The organism is Mesomycoplasma ovipneumoniae (assembly GCF_024758565.1).
Taxonomy (GTDB): Bacteria; Bacillota_I; Bacilli_A; order Mycoplasmatales; family Metamycoplasmataceae; genus Mesomycoplasma; species Mesomycoplasma ovipneumoniae_B.
Window position 1 is genome coordinate 984953 of sequence record NZ_CP079199.1, and the last position, 25193, is coordinate 1010145.

Annotated in this window: 18 protein-coding genes and 1 riboswitch; of the genes, 3 read left to right on the plus strand and 15 right to left on the minus strand. The window is 28.2% G+C overall.

Annotation, left to right across the window (positions count from 1 at the left end; translation table 4 throughout):
- Positions 1-14: 14 nt before the first annotated feature.
- From KW512_RS03585 to KW512_RS03625, 9 genes are all read right to left on the minus strand, one after another.
- Positions 15-2207: a P68 family surface lipoprotein gene (locus tag KW512_RS03585; RefSeq protein ID WP_258841424.1), complete on the minus strand. Its 2193-nt coding sequence runs from the start codon at positions 2205-2207 to the stop codon at positions 15-17.
- Between the two features lie 345 nt (positions 2208-2552).
- Entirely contained in the window at positions 2553-4703 is a 2151-nt protein-coding gene (locus KW512_RS03590; protein WP_258841425.1) for a P68 family surface lipoprotein, read from the minus strand.
- An 855-nt stretch (positions 4704-5558) separates the two neighbouring features.
- Positions 5559-6491 carry a DNA polymerase III subunit delta gene (holA, locus tag KW512_RS03595; RefSeq protein ID WP_258841426.1) on the minus strand — a complete coding sequence of 311 codons (933 nt, stop codon included), beginning with the start codon at positions 6489-6491 and terminating at the stop codon, positions 5559-5561.
- Positions 6410-7546, minus strand: coding sequence for a ComEC/Rec2 family competence protein (locus KW512_RS03600; protein ID WP_258841427.1), 1137 nt, complete (start codon positions 7544-7546; stop codon positions 6410-6412). Before KW512_RS03600 ends, holA begins: the two co-directional genes overlap by 82 nt.
- Before the next feature lie 167 nt (positions 7547-7713).
- Positions 7714-8190, minus strand: coding sequence for an MAG0490 family ComEA-like DNA-binding protein (locus KW512_RS03605; RefSeq protein WP_258841428.1), 477 nt, complete (start codon positions 8188-8190; stop codon positions 7714-7716).
- A gap of 119 nt (positions 8191-8309) precedes the next feature.
- Complete coding sequence (locus KW512_RS03610; RefSeq protein WP_258841429.1) at positions 8310-10019, minus strand: ABC transporter permease subunit; 1710 nt, start codon at positions 10017-10019, stop codon at positions 8310-8312.
- Entirely contained in the window at positions 10000-10785 is a 786-nt protein-coding gene (locus KW512_RS03615; RefSeq protein ID WP_258841430.1) for an ATP-binding cassette domain-containing protein, read from the minus strand. Before KW512_RS03615 ends, KW512_RS03610 begins: the two co-directional genes overlap by 20 nt.
- A complete protein-coding gene (gene cypl, locus KW512_RS03620; RefSeq protein WP_258841431.1) occupies positions 10763-12055 on the minus strand; it encodes an ABC transporter thiamine pyrophosphate-binding lipoprotein p37/Cypl in 1293 nt (430 codons plus the stop codon). Before cypl ends, KW512_RS03615 begins: the two co-directional genes overlap by 23 nt.
- Positions 12056-12122: 67 nt before the next feature.
- A riboswitch (TPP riboswitch) is annotated at positions 12123-12214 on the minus strand.
- Positions 12215-12896: 682 nt separating this feature from the next.
- A complete protein-coding gene (locus tag KW512_RS03625) occupies positions 12897-14060 on the minus strand; it encodes a restriction endonuclease subunit S (protein ID WP_258841432.1) in 1164 nt (387 codons plus the stop codon).
- Positions 14061-14379: 319 nt separating this feature from the next.
- Between KW512_RS03625 and glpK the strand changes: the two genes are divergently transcribed.
- The 3 genes from glpK (at position 14380) to KW512_RS03640 (ending at position 18813) form a co-directional block, all read left to right on the plus strand.
- The gene (glpK, locus tag KW512_RS03630; protein ID WP_258841433.1) at positions 14380-15912 is read left to right on the plus strand and encodes a glycerol kinase GlpK; all 1533 of its coding nucleotides are present in this window, start codon (positions 14380-14382) and stop codon (positions 15910-15912) included.
- A 13-nt stretch (positions 15913-15925) separates the two neighbouring features.
- Positions 15926-16663 carry an MIP/aquaporin family protein gene (locus tag KW512_RS03635; protein WP_258841434.1) on the plus strand — a complete coding sequence of 246 codons (738 nt, stop codon included), beginning with the start codon at positions 15926-15928 and terminating at the stop codon, positions 16661-16663.
- Between the two features lie 95 nt (positions 16664-16758).
- Positions 16759-18813 carry a leucine-rich repeat protein gene (locus KW512_RS03640; RefSeq protein WP_258841435.1) on the plus strand — a complete coding sequence of 685 codons (2055 nt, stop codon included), beginning with the start codon at positions 16759-16761 and terminating at the stop codon, positions 18811-18813.
- Between the two features lie 656 nt (positions 18814-19469).
- Here the strand turns inward: KW512_RS03640 and KW512_RS03645 are convergent.
- From KW512_RS03645 to trpS, 6 genes are all read right to left on the minus strand, one after another.
- A complete protein-coding gene (locus KW512_RS03645) occupies positions 19470-19997 on the minus strand; it encodes an IS3 family transposase (RefSeq protein ID WP_258841437.1) in 528 nt (175 codons plus the stop codon).
- 36 nt (positions 19998-20033) lie between these two features.
- Complete coding sequence (locus tag KW512_RS03650; protein ID WP_258841438.1) at positions 20034-20651, minus strand: hypothetical protein; 618 nt, start codon at positions 20649-20651, stop codon at positions 20034-20036.
- A gap of 195 nt (positions 20652-20846) precedes the next feature.
- On the minus strand, positions 20847-21980 hold the full coding sequence (gene glpO / locus KW512_RS03655) for a type 2 glycerol-3-phosphate oxidase (protein ID WP_258841439.1): 1134 nt from the start codon (positions 21978-21980) through the stop codon (positions 20847-20849).
- Positions 21981-22033: 53 nt separating this feature from the next.
- On the minus strand, positions 22034-22447 hold the full coding sequence (locus KW512_RS03660) for an MAG3450 family membrane protein (protein WP_258841440.1): 414 nt from the start codon (positions 22445-22447) through the stop codon (positions 22034-22036).
- Positions 22440-24179: a threonine--tRNA ligase gene (gene thrS / locus KW512_RS03665; protein ID WP_258841441.1), complete on the minus strand. Its 1740-nt coding sequence runs from the start codon at positions 24177-24179 to the stop codon at positions 22440-22442. The genes KW512_RS03660 and thrS overlap by 8 nt, the downstream gene beginning before the upstream one ends.
- A 3-nt stretch (positions 24180-24182) precedes the next feature.
- Positions 24183-25166 carry a tryptophan--tRNA ligase gene (trpS, locus tag KW512_RS03670; RefSeq protein WP_258841442.1) on the minus strand — a complete coding sequence of 328 codons (984 nt, stop codon included), beginning with the start codon at positions 25164-25166 and terminating at the stop codon, positions 24183-24185.
- Positions 25167-25193: the final 27 nt, after the last annotated feature.

The following is a 25193-nucleotide window of genomic DNA, read 5'->3' on the forward strand; positions in this document are numbered from 1 at the left end:
TTCTCCTTAGAATTTTATTTTTGTGAATTTTTTTCTGTTTTGTCTTTATTTAATTTAACTGATGCGCCGATATTATCCTTTAAAATTTTAAGAAAAGTATTAAACTCAAGATTTAAATTCGGGTTGCCTAAAAACTGATTGTAAAGTTGAGAAACACTTCCTAAAGTTGCTTTTCTAAAAACATTTGAGTCAATTCCGGCAGGTTCGGTAAAAACTCTATATTTTTCAGGGTTTTTTAACTGATTTTGGAATTGTTCATAAGCAATTTTGAAAGCATTATTTGCTGCAAAAGCTGGATTTTGATCAAAACTTGATTCCAAATTTGACTTAGTTGGATTTATGTTTGAAGCTGAAAATGCTAAAAAATCACTCGGAGTTACAACCATTTTTTTGTTATTTGGTCCGTCAAATTCAATTTTTTCTGAAATAAATCATTTAACAAAGTTAAGTGTGGCTTCATTTTCGGTTGGATTATTGTAAAATCCAATCAAAGATGGACCTTGGGATGTAACAATATTAAATTTATTTGATTCCTGTGTTTTTGAAGGCTCGTTGAGAAATTCTAACTCGTCTTCATTAAGTTTTTGGGGTGAACCTGAAAAAATAAAAGCATTTTCAGGTTGATTAATGAGTTTAATTTTGTTTTTTGCTGATTCAACATAAAGTGAAGAAGTATTTGAATCCTCTTTGATTCTATCCTCAATTCACTTGTCAAAATTAGAATCAATTGCTAAAAAATTAAAACGGTTTAAATTAGGTTTTGATTTTTTAGCTTCTTTTATTTTTTCAATTAAATCTTTGTCATCAGTTTTGCTTAAAGAAATTTCATTTCCTGTTACAGAAAATGAATTTCCTTCATAAACATAACCGGTTGAATTATCTAAAATTTGGTGAACTTTTGCAATTGCATTTGCAGGCATATTTTCTTCAGCTACAATTTTTCAAATTTTAGATTTTGAGCCAACTTGATAGTCAAAAGTTTTTGAATTAACTTTTAGACGTAAAAAATTTTGCCCTTGTTTTTCAAAGTTACGCGAATAATCACTTGTTGAAGTAATTGCAAAAACTAATTGGTGATTTTTTAAAAATTCGCTAGCCCTAGTTCTGCCACTTGTTGGACCAAGTAATTTATTTTTTACTAAATTAACTAATATTTCATAGGCTTTTTTTGTATTTTGGTGATTTGTGGTTGTCTCATCAAAAAGATTTGCATAGTTGAGCGAGCTACCATCAAGATCTTTAAAATAACTTGAATTTTCATACTCACCATCTGCCTGGGCAAATGATGCAAAAAAGAACAATGCGGCTGTGTCATTTAGTCCGAGTAAAAATTTAACTTGTTCTTTTTGATCACCTTTTTCAGCATCTGGGAAAGATTTTCTAACTCGACTTAAAAAATCAATAAGATCTTTATAATTATTGAATTTTTCAAAACTAAAAGTATAGCCCTCAAAACCACCTTGATCTGAAGGAAAACTTTTGTACTCACCTCAGACTTTTTTGATGTATTCAAGATCAGTTTTTTTTGGATCTAAATTTTCAACTCGTGTTTTATCAGACTCGCTAATTTTAAAATTAGGACTTGTTTTTGCTGATTCTAGTATGTATGATAAAACCGGTTTGTCGAGCAAAAGCGCCTTTGAAGTTTTTAGTATTGGTAAAAAAGGTAGTGTATTTTGGTCAATTTCAGGTAAATTTTTTGCTTCTACCAGAAATCTTTCATCATAACTATTTTTAATTGTCTCAGCTAAATCGCTTTGGGAATTTAAATCCAAAAGCATACCGTGTTTATTCAAACTAGCCGCCAGAGCTGGGTAATTTAGTGTTAAATTTGGTAGTTTTTTTGTATCTTTAACTTCTAAAAATGTTACTAAATTAGTTTGATCATCGATGTAATTTGCCGCGATATTTTCTAATTTTACCGGTAAAAATCCTGCCTGTTTATTTGTAACTTCGGATTTTTGGTTTCATTTTTCAAAAATTGATTTTAGAGCCTTAGTTCGATTATCTGTAGACCCAAAAATTACACGAAAATCGATTGTACTGTCATTTTCGGTTTCAAAATGAAGTGGATTGTCTTTTTGTGATTTTAATTCAGTGTGATTTGCATTTGAAAAACAGGATGTCAAAATAGCCAAAGAAGAAACCGGTCCTAAGCTAATTGCTGTTTTTAAAAATATTGACTTAAATTTGTTAATTTTTTCCATTGTTAAATTTCTTTTTTAATAAGAAGATTTGCAGTATCTGTAATTTATGTGCTTATGTATTTTTTAAAAGTGACTTTAATTTTTAATTTTTTTCTTCCAAATTACTCTCCTGTTATTTTTTAAAATAAAAAAGCACAACGATAAATTATCTTAATTTACTTAGTCGAAAATTTAACAATTTAGACCAACTAACAATAAATAATTTCGAGTTGTGCTTAACATTTATGATTATTATATAACTTTTTCAAAAAAATTAACAAAAATTACATTTTTTTCATAAAGTTGTTGAATTTCTTCTAAATTAATTAAACTTTAATTTAAAAAGCCAAGCCTTTTGCCCAAAAATTAACTCACGTTTGCTGAATTTAATTTTGTCTGCAATGCTGTTAAAAATTTGTCAAAACTAGCTTGATTTTGGTTTCCATCAGCAACAAGACGACCCATTTGGTTTAGTGTTGATTTTACTTCTAGACGGATTAGTGAACTTCTTGAATCAACTGGATCCATGTAAAATGAGTTGTGCACAGGGTCATCATTAACGCTTTTAAAATTTTTAAACGCGGTTCTAAAAGAATTATTTTGCTGAAATTGCTCAGCATTTGACAAACTTTGACCAAAAACTTGTTTTGTTGGCGCTAGATAATTACCACGAAATGCAACATATTCACTCGGACTACCATGATATTTTGCCTGACCAGATTGGCCTTGGTATGTAAAGTCTTGTTTGTGAGTTAACATTCATTTTAGGAAATTTTTTGTTGCAATATCTTCTTCGGCATTTGAGTGAAAAGCGATTAAATCTGGACCTTGGTAAGTAAAAATACTTTTTGAATTAGCGCTTGAATTTTTAATTGGCTCTTGGAGGAAAACAACTTCATTTTGATTTAAGTGTTTTTCCCCTTTTGGATTTTCAACACTGACATTTTTTAGTAAAAAAATGTCGTTTTTGTCGTTTTTATTTGTAAGATTAATTATTTCTGAGCTAGTATTTTTAATTTTTTCTTGATAAAACTTATAAAAACCATCGCCAAAAACTAAATAAGATTGACTAGAATCTTTATTAGAATCAACAAATTCTTTTACTTTTTTAGCCTGACTGGCATCACTAGGATCTAAATAAACATTTGAATCAGCATAAGTTGAACTTTTATTATCATTTATTAAATGGGAAATTTGATTTGTTAAGACATTTTTTAGCTCGTAAATTGCTTTTTGGTCTAAATTTTGACTTGAATCGAGCTGTCGAATTTGGTATGCCTGGACATTTGCAGAAAATGGAATTTTTTCACTTTTTCCGTTTACTTGAAAGACAAAATTAGAGTTCGACTTTACAAAACGGCGTTGATAATTACTTGTTGAGGAAATTGCCATGGCAAGTTGGTGATTATTCATCAAATTGTTTGCAAAACTTTCTTGCGAAAATCTTCCTGGGTAAAAAATCGCATCTGATTTAAAAAGATCTAAAATTTGTTCATAATTTTTCTTTGTATTTTGGTAACTTTGCGAATTTTTATTAAATAATTTATCAAAACTAACTCGCTCTAATTCTTTTGATTTTTCCCTGGTTACCTCAAACATAAAATTAGAATAATCTCCGCCAGCTGATGCAAAAATTTTGGCAAAAGCTAAATTTTCAATGTCATCAGTTCCAAAAGGAAAATCTCCAGTGCTAATGTCAGCTGGTTTTAGTACAAATCCTTGTTTAATTCTTTTGGAAAAATCAAAAACTTTGTCATAATATTTGAATGTCTCGCTGGAAAGTTCAAAATTCTGTCAAGGATTAGGATTTTTATCGTCAAATGTCCGCGGTGCTCATAGCTTTTTGATATGTTCCATGTCCGAATCTGGCAAAGAAAACTGCTCAAAAAAGCGTTTATCTGCCGGAGAATCTGCAATTTTAGCGCCACTGTTCTTTGCATTTTCAATAATTCAAGCCATGACAGGTCCGTTTACAACTAAAGTCTGGGAAGATTTAACAAATGGAATTGTATAAATTCCTTTTTCATCAAGAGTTGCTATTTGAGTATTAGACTCAAGAAACTTTGGATGATAAGTATCTTTTATAGCTTGGGCTAAATCTGGAAACTTGTTTAGATCTAGAAGCATTTTATGTTTAGCCGCACTTGCCGCAACAGCTGGATAATTTATTACGAGATTTAGGGTTTGATTTTTATCATTGGCAGAAAAAATTTGCTCGAATTTAGCAGCCATTACGGTGTAGTCTTTGTCATAATTTGGAGTTAATTTAATTGGTAAATACTCGCGATTATTTTGATCTTGGACTTCAGGTTTGCTATTTCAAAGTTTAACAACTTGTTCTAAGGCCTGAAATCTTGGCTGTTTTTCATTTCAACTTGTTACAAATTGAAGCTGCCCGTCATTATTTCCATCAAATTTAAATTCCTTAGCATTCGTAGTGCCTACTGTACATGATACTAAGGCTAATCCCGAAATAAGAAGTGGTGAGAATAAAATTGGTTTTGCTAGTTTTTTCATAGTTTTTTGATCCGTCTTTTTTTGTTTTTTATTTTTTTAAAATAAAAAATCATCCCAAAAAAATAAATTGTTTAAATTAAAACATGTTAATAAAAACAAACAGTAATTTTTTGAGATGATTTTAAATTTGTAGTAATTATAGCACAAATTTTACAAAAAGAAAAAAATTTAAAAATTTATTTTTAATGGCTTTCTAACTAATCCTGAGTTTGCCAGTTTGATGGCAAAAATTCACTTTTTAGTGAATATAAATATGAAAAAATGCCCGTGAATTCGGGTTTTTTTGACGTTAAAACATTAATTTTTGTTTTTTAAAATTAACCCTTTGCAAAAAAAAAAAAAAATGTTTGGTCTAAAAAAAATTTATGTTATAATAAAGCACACTAAGAATAATTAATAAATTTGGATTTTAGAATTAAGGGGGAATTAGTTATGTTTTTGCCACAATAAACTCAGATAGTGCGAATTTTCCATTATATTTTTAAATATGATGGTATGCCTTAAATTTAACCGTTTAGAAATCTTCAAATTTAGGGCTTTTAGTTATTGTTCTTTCAAAACTTCATATGTTTTTTTAGGCTCGCTGCAAATAAAAACGAGTTTTCTATTTGCATTGAGTTTAAATAGTAGTTGTTTTTTTATTATTTTTATTGTTTTATCCATAAATTGATTTTTGCCAGTGTTTTAACTAAAAAAGGTAGTTTAAATATTTTATAATTTTGATTTTTAAGATTATCTCATCAAACTGGGAAACTCGGGAAAACAAAAAAATTTAAAAATTTATTTTTAATCGCTTTTTAACTAATGATTTACTTAAAAAGCGCATCTTTTTTGCAATTTTGGTGATTAAATCAACTATCTTAAGACTTGCAGCAAGTATAATTCAAAGGCTATTTTGTTATTAATTTGCGAAGTTTTGATTTCTGTATCTAATTTTGCAAGATTAATTATTAATTTTTCAATTTTTTTAATTCCGTTTTTATTATATAGTTCGACTGCTTTTCTAAGTTGGAAATCAGAAATATTAAGATTTTTAGTGATGTAAGAATCTTTTTTACCTGCTTTTTTATGTAAAAAAACAACAAAACTAAGTAATAATTTTGAGTTTATTTGCCCTAATAACAAACCAATTGTATGCCCTTCTAATAATTTTTGCTGGTAAAATTTTAGAACTTTTCTTAAATCAAAATCAACAAATGATTCAATAAAACCTCAGGTAGAATATGATGAGTAGTCGCTTATATATTGACGAATTATTGCTGAATTTATAGATTTATTTAGAGTTTTTAGTTTTGCAATTTCATTATAAATAATTGAACCGTTTAGTGGTAAGACTGATTCAAGCTCAAAAATTTTGGTTGATTCTAATTCAACTTTAAATTTTTTGAGCATTTGAGCAATAAATTGACCAACATTTTGTTTTGTAATTTGTGGTACTTCAATAATTTTAGTGGCTTGTGGAGTAAATTGCTTATAAATTCATGAATTTTTAAGAGCAAAATTGGTTAAATTTTCATCAAAAACATATTTAAATATGATTGTGTGTTTTGTCTTTATAATTTTAGAAGCTAATAGAGCATTTAATTTTTCATTTTTTGAAAAAAGTAAAAAATTATTAAAAATTAACACTTTTTTTTCATCAAAAAGCGATGAACCTTCAAGGTTTTCCTGTATAAAATCTAGTGAATCATTTGCGAAAAAATTTATTAATAATGAGTTTTTAATTTCTGTGAGTCTAGAAATTTTTTCTTGGACAAGGAAATTGTCGCTTCCAATGATGAAAAACATACTAATGAAATTATACATGAAATAATTAAAAATACTAAACTGGATTGAATATTTAAAGTTAAAATTTGAAATTCCTGGATATAACCAACACTTTGGATAAAAAACTTGCTAATTCACTCAATAATTTGTGGGTTAAAAATGAATATAAGTAAACTTGCATATAAAAAAGTAAAAAAACCGGTAAAAACAATTGTATTTATCGGAGCCATAAAGTTGTAATATGAATTTAAAAAAGTTGAAAAAATACTGCTAAAAAAATTTATAAATAAGAAATTAATAACAACTTTGTGTCAATTTTTTGGAAATCTTATCTGATTTATTATTGTTATTATAAAACTGATTGTAAATGTTAAGACAAATCCTAATGAGTAAAAAATTAAAGGATTTATAGATAAAATTAAAATTCCACTCATTGATAGAAGTTCTATTTTATTGAATTTTTTATTTAAAAATAATTTATTAACTTCAATGAGACCTCAGAATAAAAAGCCTCTTAAGAACGAAATTGAAAAATTGAACAAAAATAGTTGAAAAATCAAAAAACAAAAAAACAAAGGCTTGTATATAAATTGCCGTATTTTCAACATTTTGGAAAATCAAAAAAATAATTGTTTAAAAAGATTAATATGAAATCCTGAAATGACAAAAATTTGATAGACTCCAAGATTTACTAATATTTTTCTAAATTCACTAGCATCCACGGGAGTTTCGCCAAGAAAAATCATCGGAATTAGTTTTTTGGAATAATTTTCTTGAATTGAGAAAAATTTTCTAACTTTTGCAAAAATAGTATTGCTTTCTTGTAAAAAAGTAATTTTTGCATCTTCTAAAACTAAAAAGGAACCTTTTGACTTTAAATATGAAATAAAGTCAAAATTTGATGTGTTTTTAGGTCTAACAAGTTTTCCGCTAAGTTTTAATAGTGTTCCAATTTCATATTGATTACCTCGGATAAAAATTTTATCATTGCCAAATTTTACAAAATTTCCAAAACTAACTTTATCAACAACTTTACTTTCAAAACTAATACTTGAATTTGGAATTTTTGGAAACATTAGTCAATAAGATACTAAAAAAAATAACACTAACAACAGCAAAAAAATAATTTTTTTAAATTCACCAACAAAAATTAAAAATGAAACTGATAAAAATAACAATATAACTCATGCAATTCTAAAATTATCCACTAGTAAAATTGTAAAAATACAACTTAAAAAAATTGCTAATCAAGAATAAAATTTTCTTGAAGAATTTTTAAAGTTGCCGAATCAAGATGCAAAGCTCATTCGATTTCTTTTCAAGTTATTTGTTTGTTTTTTGATTCTTTTAAAAAAGTATGTAATTTTGTTGCTATTTTCTTGTTAGTGATAATTTTTTCTAATGCTTTTAGAGTGATTTTATTTAATGTGGATTTTTTCTCTGCAGGTTTTAGTGAAATTTTTTGGTCACTTGTAACTTCTAGTTCAGACTCATATTGGCTAGTGTCATATCCACGAATTACATCAAAATCGGCAAAAATTTGTCGTCATTTTGTTCCATAGTCAAAAAATTTTGTACCAGGATTTCGAACTCCGTGTAAAATTGTTACAGAAATCTGCTTGCTTGGCGTGACATGAGATTGAAGTTTGTATGCCAAAAACGAGAATCCAGCAAGAGATCCGGTCAAAATGACTAAACTGATAACTTGTATTTTTTTCATGTACTTAGTTTAATTTTCTAACTAGTTTTTCTCTAAAAAAGAAAAAAAACATGAAAAAATGTTTATTTTTCATGTTTGTATTAACATTAATAAAAAAAATTTAATTTAAACGATAAAAGTTACAATAAATATTTTTTTGAACCAACATTAAAAATCATATTTTTCAATTTGACCATAATCGCGAGTATTTTTTTAAAATAATTATTTTGAATAGATATAATAACAATTTCGATAGATAAAATTAAAAACCATGTTACTCACGAAAAAGTAAAAAATGCAGTTCTATCACCGGCAATACCCGTTTGGGAAAGAGTCGAGAGCTTTTGACCTAATAAAGACCCTCCGAAAATTCCATAAAGAAGCAAATCATGAATTGAATCTGAAATTTGAACCGATAAATATTTAAAATATTCCTTTGAAATTAACGGGAAAATATAGTGAGTTATTGTCTTAAATTTACTTCATTGCCGAAGTCTTAGCAATTTGTATTTTTGCCAGTCAATCGAATTAAGTGTTTCATTTAGTTTTTTTGCCATTCCAAGACCGTTTTTAATTCCAACAAGAAATGTTACTCATAAAATTGGTTGAACAGCGAAGCTAAGAAAAAGATAAAAAATAACAATTGACGGGATTATCCTAAAAAAATTAAGTAAAAATTTAAAGAATGATCATTTAATTCAATGGTTTAATTTTTCATTTGCAGCCAGTAGTCATAAAATTGAAACTACACCAATAATTGCAAGACAGACAATAACTTGAGCTAAAAGATTTCAAACCATGTAAATTGGATTGTCTAATTTTCCTTGCAGAAAAACACCTCAGTCAATAACAAAAAGTGATCCAAAAAAACGATTAATTTGATGTTGATTAACTCTTCATGACTCAATATCTAAAATACTAATAATCAATAAGGTCAATATAATAAGTCCAAAAAAAATCCGTAAAATTCAATTGTAATTTACTTTTAGTCATAAAATATATTTATTTTTTTGGTTTATATTAACAGATCTTTTGTGTAATATAAATTTATTGAAGAAAATTATTAAAAATTCCAAAAAAGTAGCAAAAACTAATAAAACTGTAAGCGGAATTCCAACAATTTTTCAACCTAATGCGGGATTTTGAACTCCATCATTAATTAAAATTCCAATCCCAATAACACCAGTTGCTGAAATAATCGTTGTTCAGCGAATATTTGCTTCAAAACTAAATAAAAATAATCCAAGAAATTTATTAATTACAAAAGGTAAAATTTCATTTTTAAATGCAAAAAAGCGATTTTTTCCTTTAATTATCGCTTTTTGATAGCCACTTAAATCTAGCGAGTTTAAAAAGGAATGAAAATACCGATGTAACCAAATTCAAGAAAATCAAGTCACAATTAAAATTGCCGCTAATTTTGGAGTAAAAATAAGTCTTAAAGGATCAATTAAAAACGGAATTGGAAAGGATTTAAGAATGATAATAATTCATCAAATTATACTTTTTAGATACTTATTTTTAATAAATTGCGAGCTAAAAAGCGCTGAAAAAAAAGCAAGAGTTGCACCGATAAAAGTGCCAAGAAAAGTGTATTTAATTGTGATTCATAAAAATCTCATACTTAAAGAAAAAACTGAATCACTATAATAAGGATGTTTGTTTGAAAAAGCAAACAAGTCAGTTAAATTTTTTTTAAAAAGGGTTCAACCATTATAATTAATTTCGGAAAAAATTGAGTAAAAAGATATAATAAACAAAACTAAAAAAACAAATGTGAAAAAAACTTTTGTTTTTTTAAATCTTTGGTAAGGTTTGTTTTTAAACGTGCTAATGATCGTCGTCTTCATTGTCATCCTTGCCAAATATTGAATCTATTTGTTCTTGGTCAATATCTGAAAATGAATTAAAAAAGTTAGCAGTTCCATTGTTTATTAGTAAAATTCTACCATCATATTTTTTCACTAAATTAATATTATGAGAAATAATAATTGTGATTGAATTATTTAATTTTCCAAAATTAATAATTAAATCAATAATTTTTGCAGCTGTTTTTGGATCAAGAGCTGAAGTTGGCTCATCAGCAAGAATTATTTTTGGGTGGTGTAACATGAGCTTTGCAATTTCAACTCGCTGTTGCTGACCTCCGGATAAGTCCTGAAAAATAGAATAAATTTTTTCTTCCAAACCAAGTTGGCTCATAATTTTAATTATTTGTTCACGTTGGCTTTTGGTTGGAATTGCGAATAAACTATAAAAAATATTTTTATACTTAGGTAAATTTTTTGCTAAATTTAAATAAACACTTTGAAAATTTATTGAAGTTGGTGTTTGAGTAAGATATCCAACTGTTTTTAAAAAATTTTTTTTATTTTTTTTGTTTTGATCTAATAAATTTTGTTCTTGCCAAATTAGCTTGCCTGAAACAAAAATATTTTGTAAAATTGACAAAAAAAACGAAGATTTACCTTGACCACTTGGGCCAATTACAAATAAAAGTTCTGTATTACATAACTTAAAATTAAGAGGATTTATTAAATTTTTTCCGTTTTTATCATGTCTAAATGAAAAATCTTCAAAAATTAGACAATTTTTAGTTTGTTTTTGATTGGTCATAAATCTTACGGAATTCAGGGTCCTGTTGATTTATTTTTCGATAACCATTGTACCCAACGTTTGGACCATATTCATCTTTTCCGTTTTTTGCCATGTTAACAAATGCTTGAGAAATTAAATCAGCTTGAAGTTTATTAAAAGTTGGCCGGTATGAACCAATGTCATATGAAGCAGGATTTGTTAGCATAAAAATTTCAACTTTAGAGTCTGGTTTAGAGCCTGTTTCGCTTGAAGTATATTGTTTTGAATCTTTTTTATTTTCAGTTCAAGCAAAAGAAGCCTCATCATCAAATGCGATTCTAAAATTTGGATCTTGACCAATTGTATGACCATCTCCTTGAATATATCTATCAGCATGTCCTAGCCGATCTTCATTTAAACTAGCCGATCTAAAACTTGGGCCAAAATGTTTTTTTAGAATAAAATTCTGCATTTTAAATTTTCCAGCAGAAGTTAGTTTTCCATGAATTATTCCGTAATTTCTAAATTTAGGTCAGTCTTTGTCATGTCAACTTTTTTTAATTTCGGCTCTTGTTTTTTCATCGCCATAAATCATAATCATACCACGATAATATGAAATTATTTTTTGTGGGTTTGAATCATCATATAAAAATCGATAAGCAATTTTGTCTCATTTTTGCGCATCATTTGGGTTACTTGACCATTCATTATAAGGAGTTTTATTAAATAGTTCATTTAATTCTTTTGCACCTTTATATAATGGGTCATTTTCTGTTCCATCAGTGTAAAAAACCGCCGATTCAGGGCTATTTTTAAAAGCTCATGTTAAAGTCTGGAGACCATTATAAAGTTGTTTATCTTGGTCATCCTCGATAGTTGTAGTTGCATCAGCAATTGCAAAATCAAGCGCATTATCTGAGTTATTTGATGATTTTAATAGCGAAAGTTTTGCTTTTGCATCATCATTTCCAACAAAATGAAAACTTACATCAGGCAAGTCTTTAGTTTGTGGATTTGCCTCTTTTAGTTTCTTAAATTCTTCCGTTAAATTGGTAAGAAATTTATTAACACGATCAGGTTCTTCTTTAGTTTTAAGTTGAAATCAACTTTGACTTAAACCAAGGTTAACTTTTGTATCCCATGTTTTAGCTAGTTGCTCTGGATTTTGATCAGCTAGTTGCTCTGGGTTTTGATTTGCATTATGCGCACATGCAGAAATCACTAATGGTACTGTTAAAAAAGATGAAAGAAAAGATAATTTTTTTAAAAAAGTTCTTTTTTTAGAGTGAAATTTATTTTTTTTCGTCATTACAAACAATTTTCCTTTTGTGTTTTAGTAAACAAGGTGTTTTATGACGATTTTAGCATTCGCTTATAAAGAAAAAGGACAAACTCGTTACGCTAGTATTACCTAGATCAACTTTTAAGAGTCTTTCTCAGCCCAAAACGGACACCTCTGTTTACCTAGTTTAAATTATAGCATAATCATTTAAAAAATTTGACAAAAAATAGTATGAAAAATCCAACTTTTTTCAAAAAATTCATCTTCTAAATAAATTTGAGCATTTTTAACAAAAAGTAAAAAATCCCGAGTTTCGTAGTTTGATGGCAAAAATTCACTTTTTAGTGAATATAAATACGCAAAATACTCGTAAACCGTTTTTTGACCTAAAACCTTAATCTTTATTATTTTAAAATGAACTTTTTGCAAAAAAATTTTTAAAAAATGCTTGGTCAAAGAAAAAATTTTGTTATAATAAGTCTCACTAAGAATAATTAATAAATTTTTAGATTAGAATTAAGGGGGAATTAGTTATGTTTTTGCCATAAAAAAATCAGATCTTGCAAATTTTTCATTATATTTTTAAATATGATGGAATGCCTTAAATTTAACCGTTTAGAAATCTACAAATTTAAGGTTTTTAGTTATTGTTCTTTCAAAACTTCATATATTTTTTAGGCTCAATGTAAATAAAAACGAGTTTTCTATTTACATTGAGTTTAAATAGTAGTTGTATTTTTTTATGATTTTCGCCAGTGTTTTGAACTAAAAAAGCAGTTTAAAATTTCATATTTTGCTTTTTAAGATTATCTCATCAAGCTGGGAAACTCATGAAATTTAAGGATTTTTAACAAGAAGCAAAATTTTTTTATATAAACATTTTAGTTATAAAACTATTTTTTAAATTTTTTAAATATTCAACTTTTTTCTCATAGGCAAGAATTAGTGAGTTAAAAGTTTCAAAAAGTTGCGAAATTTTTTGTTGTTCAGCAACATCTGGAGTGAACTTTAACTCAATTTTGAGTACATTTGAGCTAATTAAATGTGGTATTGTCCCTTGAGAAATGAATTTTTTGGAGTTTTTTTCGAACTGAATTGCAAAAAGTGTACTTTCAGGATATTTTTTTGAAGTTAAAATTCCACAATTAGAGGTACCGAAAAATTTTTCTTGAATAAATTTAGCCGATCCAGGATTTCCGTGAGTTGAAAAAATTATTTTTTTTGAGCCAAATATTCATTGTAATAACCAAATATTCCGTGATTTTTTATTTGTGAGGAATAAACCGGGTAGATGTATCCGCTCTCTCTCTCTCTCTCTCTCTCTCTGTACAGGTCTAGTTTTTATTTGGTTTTTGGTTAACGTTTGACCTCGGGAAATCTCAAATAAATTTTTAACTTGGTCAGTAATTCAGGCTGATTTGAAACCTTTAAATCTAATTGAAGGAAAATCTGAACTTAAATTAGCAAACATTTTATTACTGAAATCATTTTTAAGATTTTTCAGGAGGCTTATTTTTTCTTCAAGTTTATTAGTTAGGTTTTCAAGTGTCTCAAAAAGTTGGGAAATTTTCCCCTGTTCACTGATATCAGGAGTAAATTTTAACTCAACTTGGGCCATATCCTCATTTTTTAGAGAAGGAACGATACTTCTTGAGACTCATTTTTTGGTTTGTAATCCAATTCCAATAGCAAAAAATTCATTTTCAGGATATTTTTTTGAAGTCAATATGCCACAATGACCAGTTGCAAAAAATTTTCCTTTTCGAAAATTAACAATTCCGGCATTCCCGTCGGCTGTGTATGTTATTACATTTTCAGCCAAAAATTCTTTATAATAACCCAAAATACCGTGATTTTCTATTTGCGAAGAATAAACTGGGTAAATATATTTTCCTGAAACAAATGTCCGAAAATCTTTTTTGGTTAAATTTTCACCGCGAGTTATTAAAAATAAGTCCCCTACTTCTTTTGTCAGTCATGCTGAATCAAATTGTCTAAATCTAATTTGTGGGGAACATATTTTTTTTAACACTAGATATCCTTAAAGTAAAAAAAGAAAAAAATAATTTATATATTTTACTACAAATTCGCCAAATCTAGTCTAAACAATATAAATTTAACTATTTTTAAATAAAAGTTAATGTATTAAATTAAAAAAATCACCCTGAATTTAAAAACGCCGTCAAGACAAAAATTTTCCAAAAAATGTAATTTTGTTATCTAATTTTTGATTTTTTTCAAAACTTAGACAAAATTAAAATTTATTATAAGATTTTGCATTTTTATAAATAATAAAATCTTATCTAAATGGTATAATTAAGTTAAAAAAAGCACAAAAAGGGGGCTAAAAAATGGACAACACCATCAATCAAAAATATATAATGACACTTGATTCAGGAACAACATCATGCCGAAGCTTGGTTTTTGATAAAAATGGCGATGTAATTTCCCTTTCTCAAAAGGAATTTCAGCAATATTATCCACAATCAGGTTGAGTTGAACATGATGCAAATGAAATTTGGAATACTCAACTTTATACAATGCAAAGCGCTAAAACCCGGGCGAATTTAAAGTCAGATAATTTTATCGCGCTTGGGGTCACTAACCAACGTGAAACTGTGGTTTTGTGAGACAAAACAACCGGTGAGCCGGTTTATAATGCGATCGTTTGGCAAGATCGCCGCACAAGCGACTTTTGTGATGAACTAATTTCACAAGGACATCAAGATTATATTAAAGAAAAAACTGGACTTTTAATTAATCCGTATTTTAGTGCAACTAAAATACGTTGAATTTTAAAAAATGTCCAAAAAGCCAAAGATGTTTTGGCCCAAGGAAATCTTCTTGCCGGAACAATTGACACTTGACTTATTTGAAAATTAACTCAAGGAAAAACTCATGCTACTGATGTCTCAAATGCATCAAGAACAATGATGTTTGATATCAAAGAGAAAAAATGAGACCAAAAAATACTTGATTTATTAGAAATACCGGTTGAAATTTTGCCAAAAGTTTTACCTTCTGCGGCCGATTATGGAATCGTTGAACCAAGTTTGTGATCAATTAATGCAAAAGGAAAAGTACCAATTTATGGAGTTATTGGTGATCAACAATCTGCCTTATTTGGTCAACTCTGCACTGAAGTTGGAATGGTAAAAAATACCTATGGAACTGGATGTTTTACCTTAGCAAATACAGGTCAAAAAATTGTTGAATCAAAAAACAATCTTTTAACAACAATTGCTTGACAAATTGGCGACAATCCGGTTGAGTATGCCCTTGAAGGTTCAGTTTTTATTGCTGGTGCAACAATTCAGTGACTTCGTGATGGCCTTGGAATAATCGAAAATGCCGCTGATACTGATTATTTTATTTCCAAAACTGATAAAGATGACCACCGGACAATTTTAGTTCCATCTTTTACCGGACTTGGAGCTCCTTATTGAGATTCTTATTCTCGGGGGGCAATTTTTGGTCTTGAAAGAGGAACAAGAAAAGAACATATTATTAAAGCTGCCCTTGAGTCAATCGCTTTTCAGTCAAACGATTTAATTAAAGCAATGAAATCTGACTTAGGTCAAGAAATTACCTTAATGAAAGTTGATGGTGGTGTTTCTAAAAGTGACTTTTTAATGCAATTCCAATCATCAATTTCGCAACTTGAGATCTCAAGACCTAAAAACACCGAAACAACAGCAATGGGAGCGGCTTTTCTTGCAGGGTTGCATTCTAAATTCTGAAAATCAATTGATGAATTAAAACAAATTTTGCAAATTGACAAAACATTTAAACCACAACTTGAGCAAAATCAGGTTGAAAAATTAGTTGCAAATTGAGATCTTGCTGTTAAAAAAACTCTAAACTGAGTAAAAGACATAAAATAAAAGGAAATTTTACATGGAAAATATCATTTTTTTATCTGAATTTCTGGGAACGGCAACGCTAATTTTACTAGGAAATGGCGTTAATTATTCTGTAAGTGCAACAAAAATGTTTGCAAATCAATCAGGAAAATGGATTGTTATTGCTCTTGGTTGGGCTCTTGGTGTGCTTTTGGGAATTATTGTTGCAAACGGAGTAGCCCCTGGTATTTCTGTTGCCCATTTAAATCCGGCAGTTTCAATTTTTTCTGCTATCAGCCAAAAAAATGCCGAGTTTTTAGCGCTTATTCCGTTCGAATTTTTAGGAGCAATTTTTGGTCAGATAATTCTAAATACGATTAACTGAAGTCATATTAAAGAAACAAAAGCCGAAGTTATTGCCTCATGTCACCATACCGGACCAGCGTTTAAAAAATCTTATGTAGGTAACTTTTTATACGAATTTATCGGAACTATTGTCTTAATTAGTACAATTGCATTTTTAGGTAGTTCCTTTAAAACAATGGCACCAGTAATTGTTGCCTTGATTGTGCTTTCAATAGGATTATCTCTTGGTTCTTCAACTGGTTATGCTATAAATCCAGCACGTGATTTTGGTCCAAGATTTGTATTTTTTCTTACTTCATTTGTCTTAAAAAAACATAATAATTTCTTAAATGTTGATAATTGAAAACAAATTTACGGATTTGATTATTCATGAAATCCAATTATCGCTCCTAGTTTAGCTGCGGTTTTACTTGGTTTTGCGATTTAATTTGCCCGTTTTACTAGGTTTTTTTGAATTTCTTCTTGGAAATTTTTAAGTAATTTGCTATAATTTATTGCATATTTTGCTTAGAGGTGTTTATGATGAGGGGTAAAAAATCGTTATTTTTCTTGTTAATAAATTCAGGAAGTTTGCTCTTGACTTCTTGTGGGATTGCTACATCTCGAATTGAATTACAAAACAAAAAAGATGAAAATACCCAAGTTCTATTTCAAGAAAATGATTTAGTTCAAAAAGAGGCTTCTGTGCCTCAGAAAACTAGTGATTTGTTGGATAATTCAAAAATCCAGCCCACCGAAAAAAACACTTCTAAACAAGAAACCAATCAAAAATTAAATCAAATTACAACTACAACTACAAATAAGAAATCAAATTTGGTCAAAAAACAAATTTTAAAAAATTTTAACCAACAAAACCAACAAAACCAACAAAACCAACAAAACCAACAACAACAACAACAACTTTCAAGCTCTACAAGTAACAAAAAAACTGAAAAAATTACTAAGGAACAGTCAAAACCGGTTGTTTCTTCAAATTTTTCACAAGAATATTGGCAATTAGAAGTCGATGTTAAAAATTTTATTAACACTGAATTAAAAGAGCTCAAGCACGAAATTTTTAGAGATAAATTAAATCAAGCAATTGATGAAGTTGAATACAAAATAATTTATGACCAAAAAAATCAAAATGAAGCCTTTTTCAAAAATAGCGTCGAAAAACTAACAAAAGTTTTTGATGAAGTTAAAGTTAATTATAAAAATTCAACTAATTTTTCGCAAATAATTCAGCCAAAAATTCAAGGCGAAAAACCAAAAGAAAAAGACGAAAATTCTTATCCTTTAGGGATTGAAAAATACCAAGATTATCAAGGTAATTTAAATTCTAATAATTCAGCCAAAAGTTTTATGAATTTAATTGACCCAAAAGATGTAAGAGATTTTGAATATCAAGGTTATAATGAAAAAAATCGCAAAAAAGTTGCTGATTTTACTAAAAAATTAATCGATGATGCTAAGCCAAAAACCGACGAAGAAAAAATAAAAATTATTTTTGACTGGATAGTTAAAAATGTAAAATATGCTTGAAATCTAAGTCGGACTCCCGCAGTTGAACCCTCAGCTGTTTTAGAAGAATTATATGCTGTTTGTGGTGGTTATTCTAATTTATATAAAGCGATGCTTGATTCGATTGGTGTTAAAAATTCAATTGTCATTGGTTGATCAAAGTTTGGGCCACACCAGTGAAATTTAGTTTTTGATTCAAAAACTAAAGATTTTTTTCACTCAGACCCAACTTGAGGGCAATTCAAAAGAGATGATGCTGAATTTGCAAAAGATCATAAAGCCTTCAAAATTCTTGACTCATATTATTCAGAAAACGACCAAACTTATGAATATAATTTAGGTGTTTCGCTTGTTTCTGCTAACACTAGCGATGTTAAACCTGTCTCTGAAATTAAAAATAAGTCAAAAGTAGTCGGGATTTCTAATGATTTTCTAAAAAAAGCAAGCAAATTATATATTGGTCCAAATGTTAGGCGAATTGATTATCAAAGTGGAACTTTTAACGTTAAAAGTATTGAAGTTGATCCGCAAAATCCTTATTTTGCCTCAAAAGACGGCGTTTTATATAATAAAAGCTTGACAAAATTAATTATAATGCCTGAAAAATACGATTTTTCTTCATTTATTTTGCCAAAAACAGTACAAGAAATCGAAGATTACAAATTTTCTCTAAATGCAAAAAATTTAGAAAAAATCATTGTCGAACCGGGAAATTACTATTTTAGGGATTATGGCGGAATTTTATATAACAACGATTTAAGCAAAATTATTGTTATCCCTAAAAATTATAAAGGTAAAATTATTACTGCTAAAAATGTTAAATTAGATGCTCATACATTTGCAAATAATCCAAAAATCACTGAAATTGAAATTAGCCAAGGCGTAAAAGAAATTCCTGATTTTACATTTAACTCTCTAAGTTCGCTTTTAATTATTAAAATACCACAAAGCCTTGAAAAATTTTCTGAAAATGCTTTTGTAGGAATGGATCCAAAAAAACTAAAAATAATTTCCCCGCCAAATATAGACAAAAATGTCGCCAATGTTTTAAAAAAATGAAAAAAGACGCAATAAATCATTGCATCTTTTTTTTAATTTGAAAAAATATTATGAATATTAGCTAGGTTGATCTATAAATTACTTTTTTATTAAGTTTATTTGATTTTCCTGAGTTTGCCAGTTTGATGGCAAAATTCACTTTTATTGAATATAAATATGCAAAAATACCCGTAAATCCGGGTTTTTGACCTAAAATCTTATTTTTTTATTATTTTAAAATTACCTTTTGCAAAAAAAAAAAAAAAATGCTTGGTCTAAGAAAAAAATCTGTTATAATTACAAACACCTAAGAATAAATTAATAAATTTTGACATTGAATTAAGGGGGAATTAGTTATGTTTTTGCCATAAAAAACTCAGAAAATGCGAATTTTCCATTATGTTTTTAAATATGATGGAATGCCTTAAATTTAACTGTTTAGAAATCTACAAATTTAGGGCTTTTAGTTATTGTTCTTTCAAAACTTCATATGTTTTTTTAGGCTCGATGCAAATAAAAACGAGTTTTCTATTTGCGTTGAGTTTAAATAGTAGTTGTATTTTTTTATTATTTTTGTTGTTTTATCCATAAATTGATTTTTACCAGTGTTTTAAAATAGGTAATTAACTTTTGCTAAAAAAGTTAAAAAACTGCCCAAGCTAAACTAGGGCAAAAAAATTAACAGTTTAATATTATTTTAACATCATAGCATATTGCTGTGGTATTTTTCAATTTAAAATTGATTGAATTCTATAGTTGTTGTATCAAAATATATAATCTGCAATTATTTTTTTCAGATCTTCAAAAGTTATTTTACTGTAGTCTAACTCGTTTAAGCATCCGGTTTTTATAATTGAAAATCAGTATTCAGCCTCCCTATTATTTAATGAATTTCCTACACGAGACAACGAAACAGTTCCTCCCATTTTATTTATTTTGTCAATATAGATTTTTGAAGTGTATTGAAATCCATGGCCTGAATGAATAACAAAATCTTTATCAATAGACCTAAATGTCTTTATATCATCCATAACTAAATGAAGATCATTACTTACAGATAATTTAAAATCTCTGATTTTTTTAGTTTTATGCTCAATTATTACAGACAAAAATACATGGTTATCCTTAACATCTCTGGGAGCTTTTATATATGTAACATCAGTAGCAAAAATATTTCTATTTAATTTATCATTGTAGTCGCGTTTAACAATATCCGGCAATGCGAATTTGGTGTTCTTAATTTCGCTCCTTCTTCTTTATTTTCTAATTTTGCATACTAAATTCAATCTTTTTAAATGTCTTCCAAGAGTTCGAGGGTGAATGTAAATATTATATTTCATAGAAATATAAGCACTCAACCTTAAGCGACCATATCTACCTTCATTATCAAGAAAGGATTTTTTAATTATTGCGTCATTTTTATGCTCCTTTACTTTTATTACTCTAGTTTTAGATTTTGCCACTGCTTGTCTGCATACATTAAAAATTTTCGCAGATTTGCTGTAGGGAATATTTAGTGTTTTGGCTTCACTAAGTTTTGCTGATTTTGATTTATTTTTATTGATCTCGTAATATCTCTTAGCTATTTCTATTAATTCTTCTTTTGTAAATTCGTTTCAATCGGGTTCGATTTGTTTTTTAGGTCTGCCACTCCCTGGCTTTCTGTTCGAACCCTTTTTATCTAATAATTGATCTTGCATATCATTATTATAATATCTAATAATTTTTTTGATTCTTCGAAGTAGTTGTGTTCTGGTTATAAAACTTGTATCTGGCGAAATATCGTTTATATAATTTATTGTTTTTTTTAATCCAAATTCATTGTAAATTTTATAAATCATATCAAACTCGTCTTTTTTAAAGTGTCTTGACATTAGTATTCTCCTTTTTGTTGAATTTGAAAATTTAAAAAAGCTAACACTTTGAGCGTTAGCTTTTCCTTAAACTAGGGCAAAAAAGCAAATACCTTAGTGTTAATTTTTTTTGCCCTAGTTTAAACCGGACACTTTTTTAAGATTATCTATCAAACCGGGAAACTCATGATAAATATTCGCTAGATTGATCTAAAATTACTTTTTTATTAAGTTTATTTGATTTTCAACTAATTTTACAATTTCTAAAGCAATTGCAGGAGCTGCTGATAAACCTGGTGACTGCATTCCGGCAGCAAAAATAAAATTAGGATCTTTATAAGAAGCTCGAATAACAAAATCGCTATCCTGAATTTCGATCGGTCTTGAGCCTGCAAGTGCAAAAATTGTTTCCTGATAATCTAAAGTTGGTATAATTTTATGACCAATTTTTTGAATTTGCTCAACAAGATTAAAATCAAGACAATTCACCTTTGATTTATCGATGTTTTCTTCTGCTGTTGGTCCGACTAAAATATTACCATCAGGACGAGGCGCGACAATTACACCTTTTCCATATTTTTGGGGTACTAGAAAATAAACATCTTTTACATCAGGGTGATTTTTAAGAATTAAATATTGACCTCTTCTTTGTTTTTGACTAAATTCAGAAAATCCGGCTAATTTTCCAATTTCATCAGCATAATGACCGGCAGCGTTAATAATAATTTTAGTTTGAAAAAATTTATTTTCATCATTATTTGTTTCAATTTCAAATAAATCTTGATCATTTTTTGAAATTGAAACAACTTTTGTATCAGTATAAGAATCTACACCATTTTTAAGCGCAATTTCTAAAAAAGCAAGACTAGATTTGACCGGATCAATAACTCAAGAATTATCACACTCAAGGGCCAAAGATGCTTGTTTTGAAACTAATGGATGTTGAGTTTCTAGCTCTTTTTTTGATAAAACTCTTAAATGTGATTGACTAAGTCCGTTGATAATTCCGCGCTCATAAAGATCATGAATGATTTTTTCTTCTTCAGAATCAAAGGCAAGAACAATGCTTTTTGCTTGTTGACGAGGAAAATCTACTTTTGGAAATATGTTTTCAATTCACAATTTATGTCCTAAAACATTAAATTTTGCTTTTAATTTATGCGGTTTTGCGTCAAAACCACAGTGAATTATTCCTGAATTTCCTGTTGTAGTTTCTGATGCAGCATATTTTTTTGCTTCAAGAATTGCAATTTTTAGTTTAAATTTACTCAATTCATAAGCAATATTTGTACCGATTATCCCGGCACCAATAATAACTACATCATATTGTTGCAATTTTTTAGTTTCCATATGCGACTAATTCCTTTTAATAATTTTATAATTTAATTATATCAAAATAATTGCTATTTATTGGTTGATTTTAGTTTGTTTTTATATAAACGGTTAGCAATTTTCTTTTTGATAATTAAAGACGGAATAATTAAAAAAATTGAAATTAAAACTAAAATAACACGTAAAATTAGCAAAATTCTTGTTGAATTAAGCGGATAAGTAAGCAGCAAAAAAGTTAATGAAAATAAAATAACTGAATAATAAAAAACAAAAGAAAAATCGACAACTTTTAGCCTAGTTAAAACTAATGAAGCAAAAAAACAAACAAAAAAATTTAAAATTCCAATAATTGCTAAAATTCAATATGAAATTATCTCTTTTTGTCAAAAATCAGGCGAAAAAAATATATAAATTAAGCTAATAGGAATGAAAATTAGAAGTAAGGCAAAAACAAAATCCGGAATTTTTGTTATTTTTTTATACATTTTTTTCGCGATTTTTCAGCAATTCAATAAAGTCAACTAATGAAATTTTGAAAGATTCTTGTGAACCAAATTCGCGATAAGTAATTTCGTTTTTTGCTATTTCTTCATCACCCACAATTATCTGAAAAGCAGTTTTTTGTAAATTTGCTTCACGAATTTTACGTGTAATTCGTTCAGATCTTAAATCAATTTCGGAATTATAACCTAAATTAAAAAGTATTTCATGGATTTTTTTACTATATTCATAATGTTTTTCACCAACGGGAATCACGATAATTTGCTTTGGTGAAAGTCAAAATGGTAATTTTCCTTTAGTTTGTTCTAATAAAATTGCAATAAACCGCTCATAAGTTCCAATTAGACCACGGTGAATCAATATTGGAGTTTCTTTTTGATTAAATTCGTTAGTAAAACTAATTCCAAATTTTTGCGGCAAGAGAAAATCCAGTTGCAAAGTCGAAATTGTAACTTCTTTATTTAATGCTGTCTTAATTTGAAAGTCGATTTTTGGACCATAAAAAGCAGCTTCACCGATTTTTTCAACATATTTTACGTTGTTTTGATCGAGAAATTGTTTTAAATCATTTTCGGCTTGACTTCACATTAAATCATCTTGGAAAAATTTTTCTTTGTTTTGTGGATCTCTTTTTGAAAAAGAAATATAAAAAACTTTTATTTTAAAAAAATCAAGAACTTCTTGAATCATCTTAAAAAGGTGGCTAATTTCGCTAAAAATTTGCTTTTTTGTGACAAAAATATGCCCTTCAGTTAAATCCATAGCTCGAACTCGTTCTAAACCGGAAAGTGCACCTGATTTTTCATAACGATATAATCTAGATTGCTCTGAAATTCTAAAAGGCAAATTCCGATAACTAAAATGTTGCTCAGAAAATAAAATTATATGGTGAGGGCAAGTCATTGGGCGCGGAATAAGTGATTCATTTTCAACTTTAATTGGTGAAAACATGTCATCTTTATAATGTTGTAAGTGTCCTGAAATTTCATAAAGGCTTTGGTGACCAAAATGAGGGGTTAAAACTTCCCTAAAACCGTAATTTCGGTCAAATTCTAGTATTTTTTGCCTAATTTTGTTATGAATTTTCATCCCATTTTCAAGTCAAACTGGGAAACCAAGCCCAAAATAATGGCTAAAACTAAACAGTTTTAGTTTTGAACCAATTCGGCGATGATCTCTTTCTTGTCTTTCTTGTAAAATTTGAAGAAATTTTTCAAGATTTTCCTTTGAATCTCAACTTGTACCATAAATTCTAGTAAGTTGCTTATTTTTAGAATTTCCACGTCAATAGGCACCTGCAATTTTTAGTAGTTTAAAATTTTTTATTTGGTTCAAACTCTCAAGATGCCTTCCAGCGCAAAGATCTTCAAAAAGTATATTGTTTTGCTGGTCAACAATTGAAAAATAAGTCACTTTTTCAGATTTGTTTTCAAGATCAGATTTTAGCTCTTGTTTGTAAATTTGACTTTGAAAATCAAGATTTCGTCCATCTGTTTGAACAATTCTTAAATTTTTTGAAACTAATTTTTTCATTAGTTTTTCAATTTTTGCAAAATCTGATTCAGAAAGTGGACTTTCTAGATCAAAATCATAATAAAAACCATCTTCAAAAACAGGACCAATTCCTAATTTTACATTTGGGAAAAGTGTTTTTATTGCAAGTGCTAAAAGATGAGAGGTAGAATGATTGAGTTCATAATCAATTTTTAATTCCATGAGTTAAAGCCCCATTTTTTGTTTTATTGTTTTTAAATTTGAATTCGCTATTTGATTTGCTTTTATCGCCCCTTTTTCTGCAAAATCATCAACAAATTGTAGCATTTTTTGTTGCTTTTTCTGTAAATCTTCTAGAAAATTAGCAACAATCGTTCCAACCGTTTCCTTTAAAAATTTATAGGATTGATCTTGAAAAAAATTAAGCGTTTCTTCTTGATTTTTATCAGTAAAACCCATAAAAATATTCAAAAGATTGCTGATCCCAGGCTTTTCTTGGCTAAAATAAATTTTATTTTCAGAATCAGTTTTTGCTCTTTGAATTTTATTATAGGCTTCTTGAGGCGAATCGCTTAAAAAAATTGCTGAGTTTTTTTGGCTTGTTGATTTAGACATTTTTTTGGTCGGATCAGTAAGTGACATTATTTTTTGCGTATTTTGGGAAATTATAGCTTTTGGAATAACAAAATCTGTTTTATAAATTTTGTTAAAACGGTGAGCAATTTTTCGTGTAAGTTCTAAATGCTGTAATTGATCAGCACCAACGGTAACAAAATCAGGATTATATAAAAGAATATCTGCAGCCATTAAAATTGGATAAGTTAGCAAACCTGTTGGAACTTTTTCGGTATTATTTTCCTGTTTTTGACGAGATTTATCTTTAAATTGTGTCATTCTTGAGAGCTCGCCAATTGTTGTTTGGGATTGTAAAAGTCAAAAAAGTTCACTGTGAGCACTAACATCAGATTGAAAAAATAACACAGTTTTTTCAGGATCAAAACCACATGCAAGATAAAATGCAAAAATACTTGCTCGGTTTTGGGTTAATTTTTCTGCCTGGATCGGCAAAGTAAGGGCATGAAGATCAGCGACAAAAATAAAATTTTCGTATTGATCTTGAAACGAAAGACTCGGTTTTATTGAACCAAGAAAATTTCCTATCGTTAAGTTTCCGGTTGCAGTTATTCCACTTACTAATCTTTTTTTCATAGCAAAAAAATTTTAGCATAATTATAC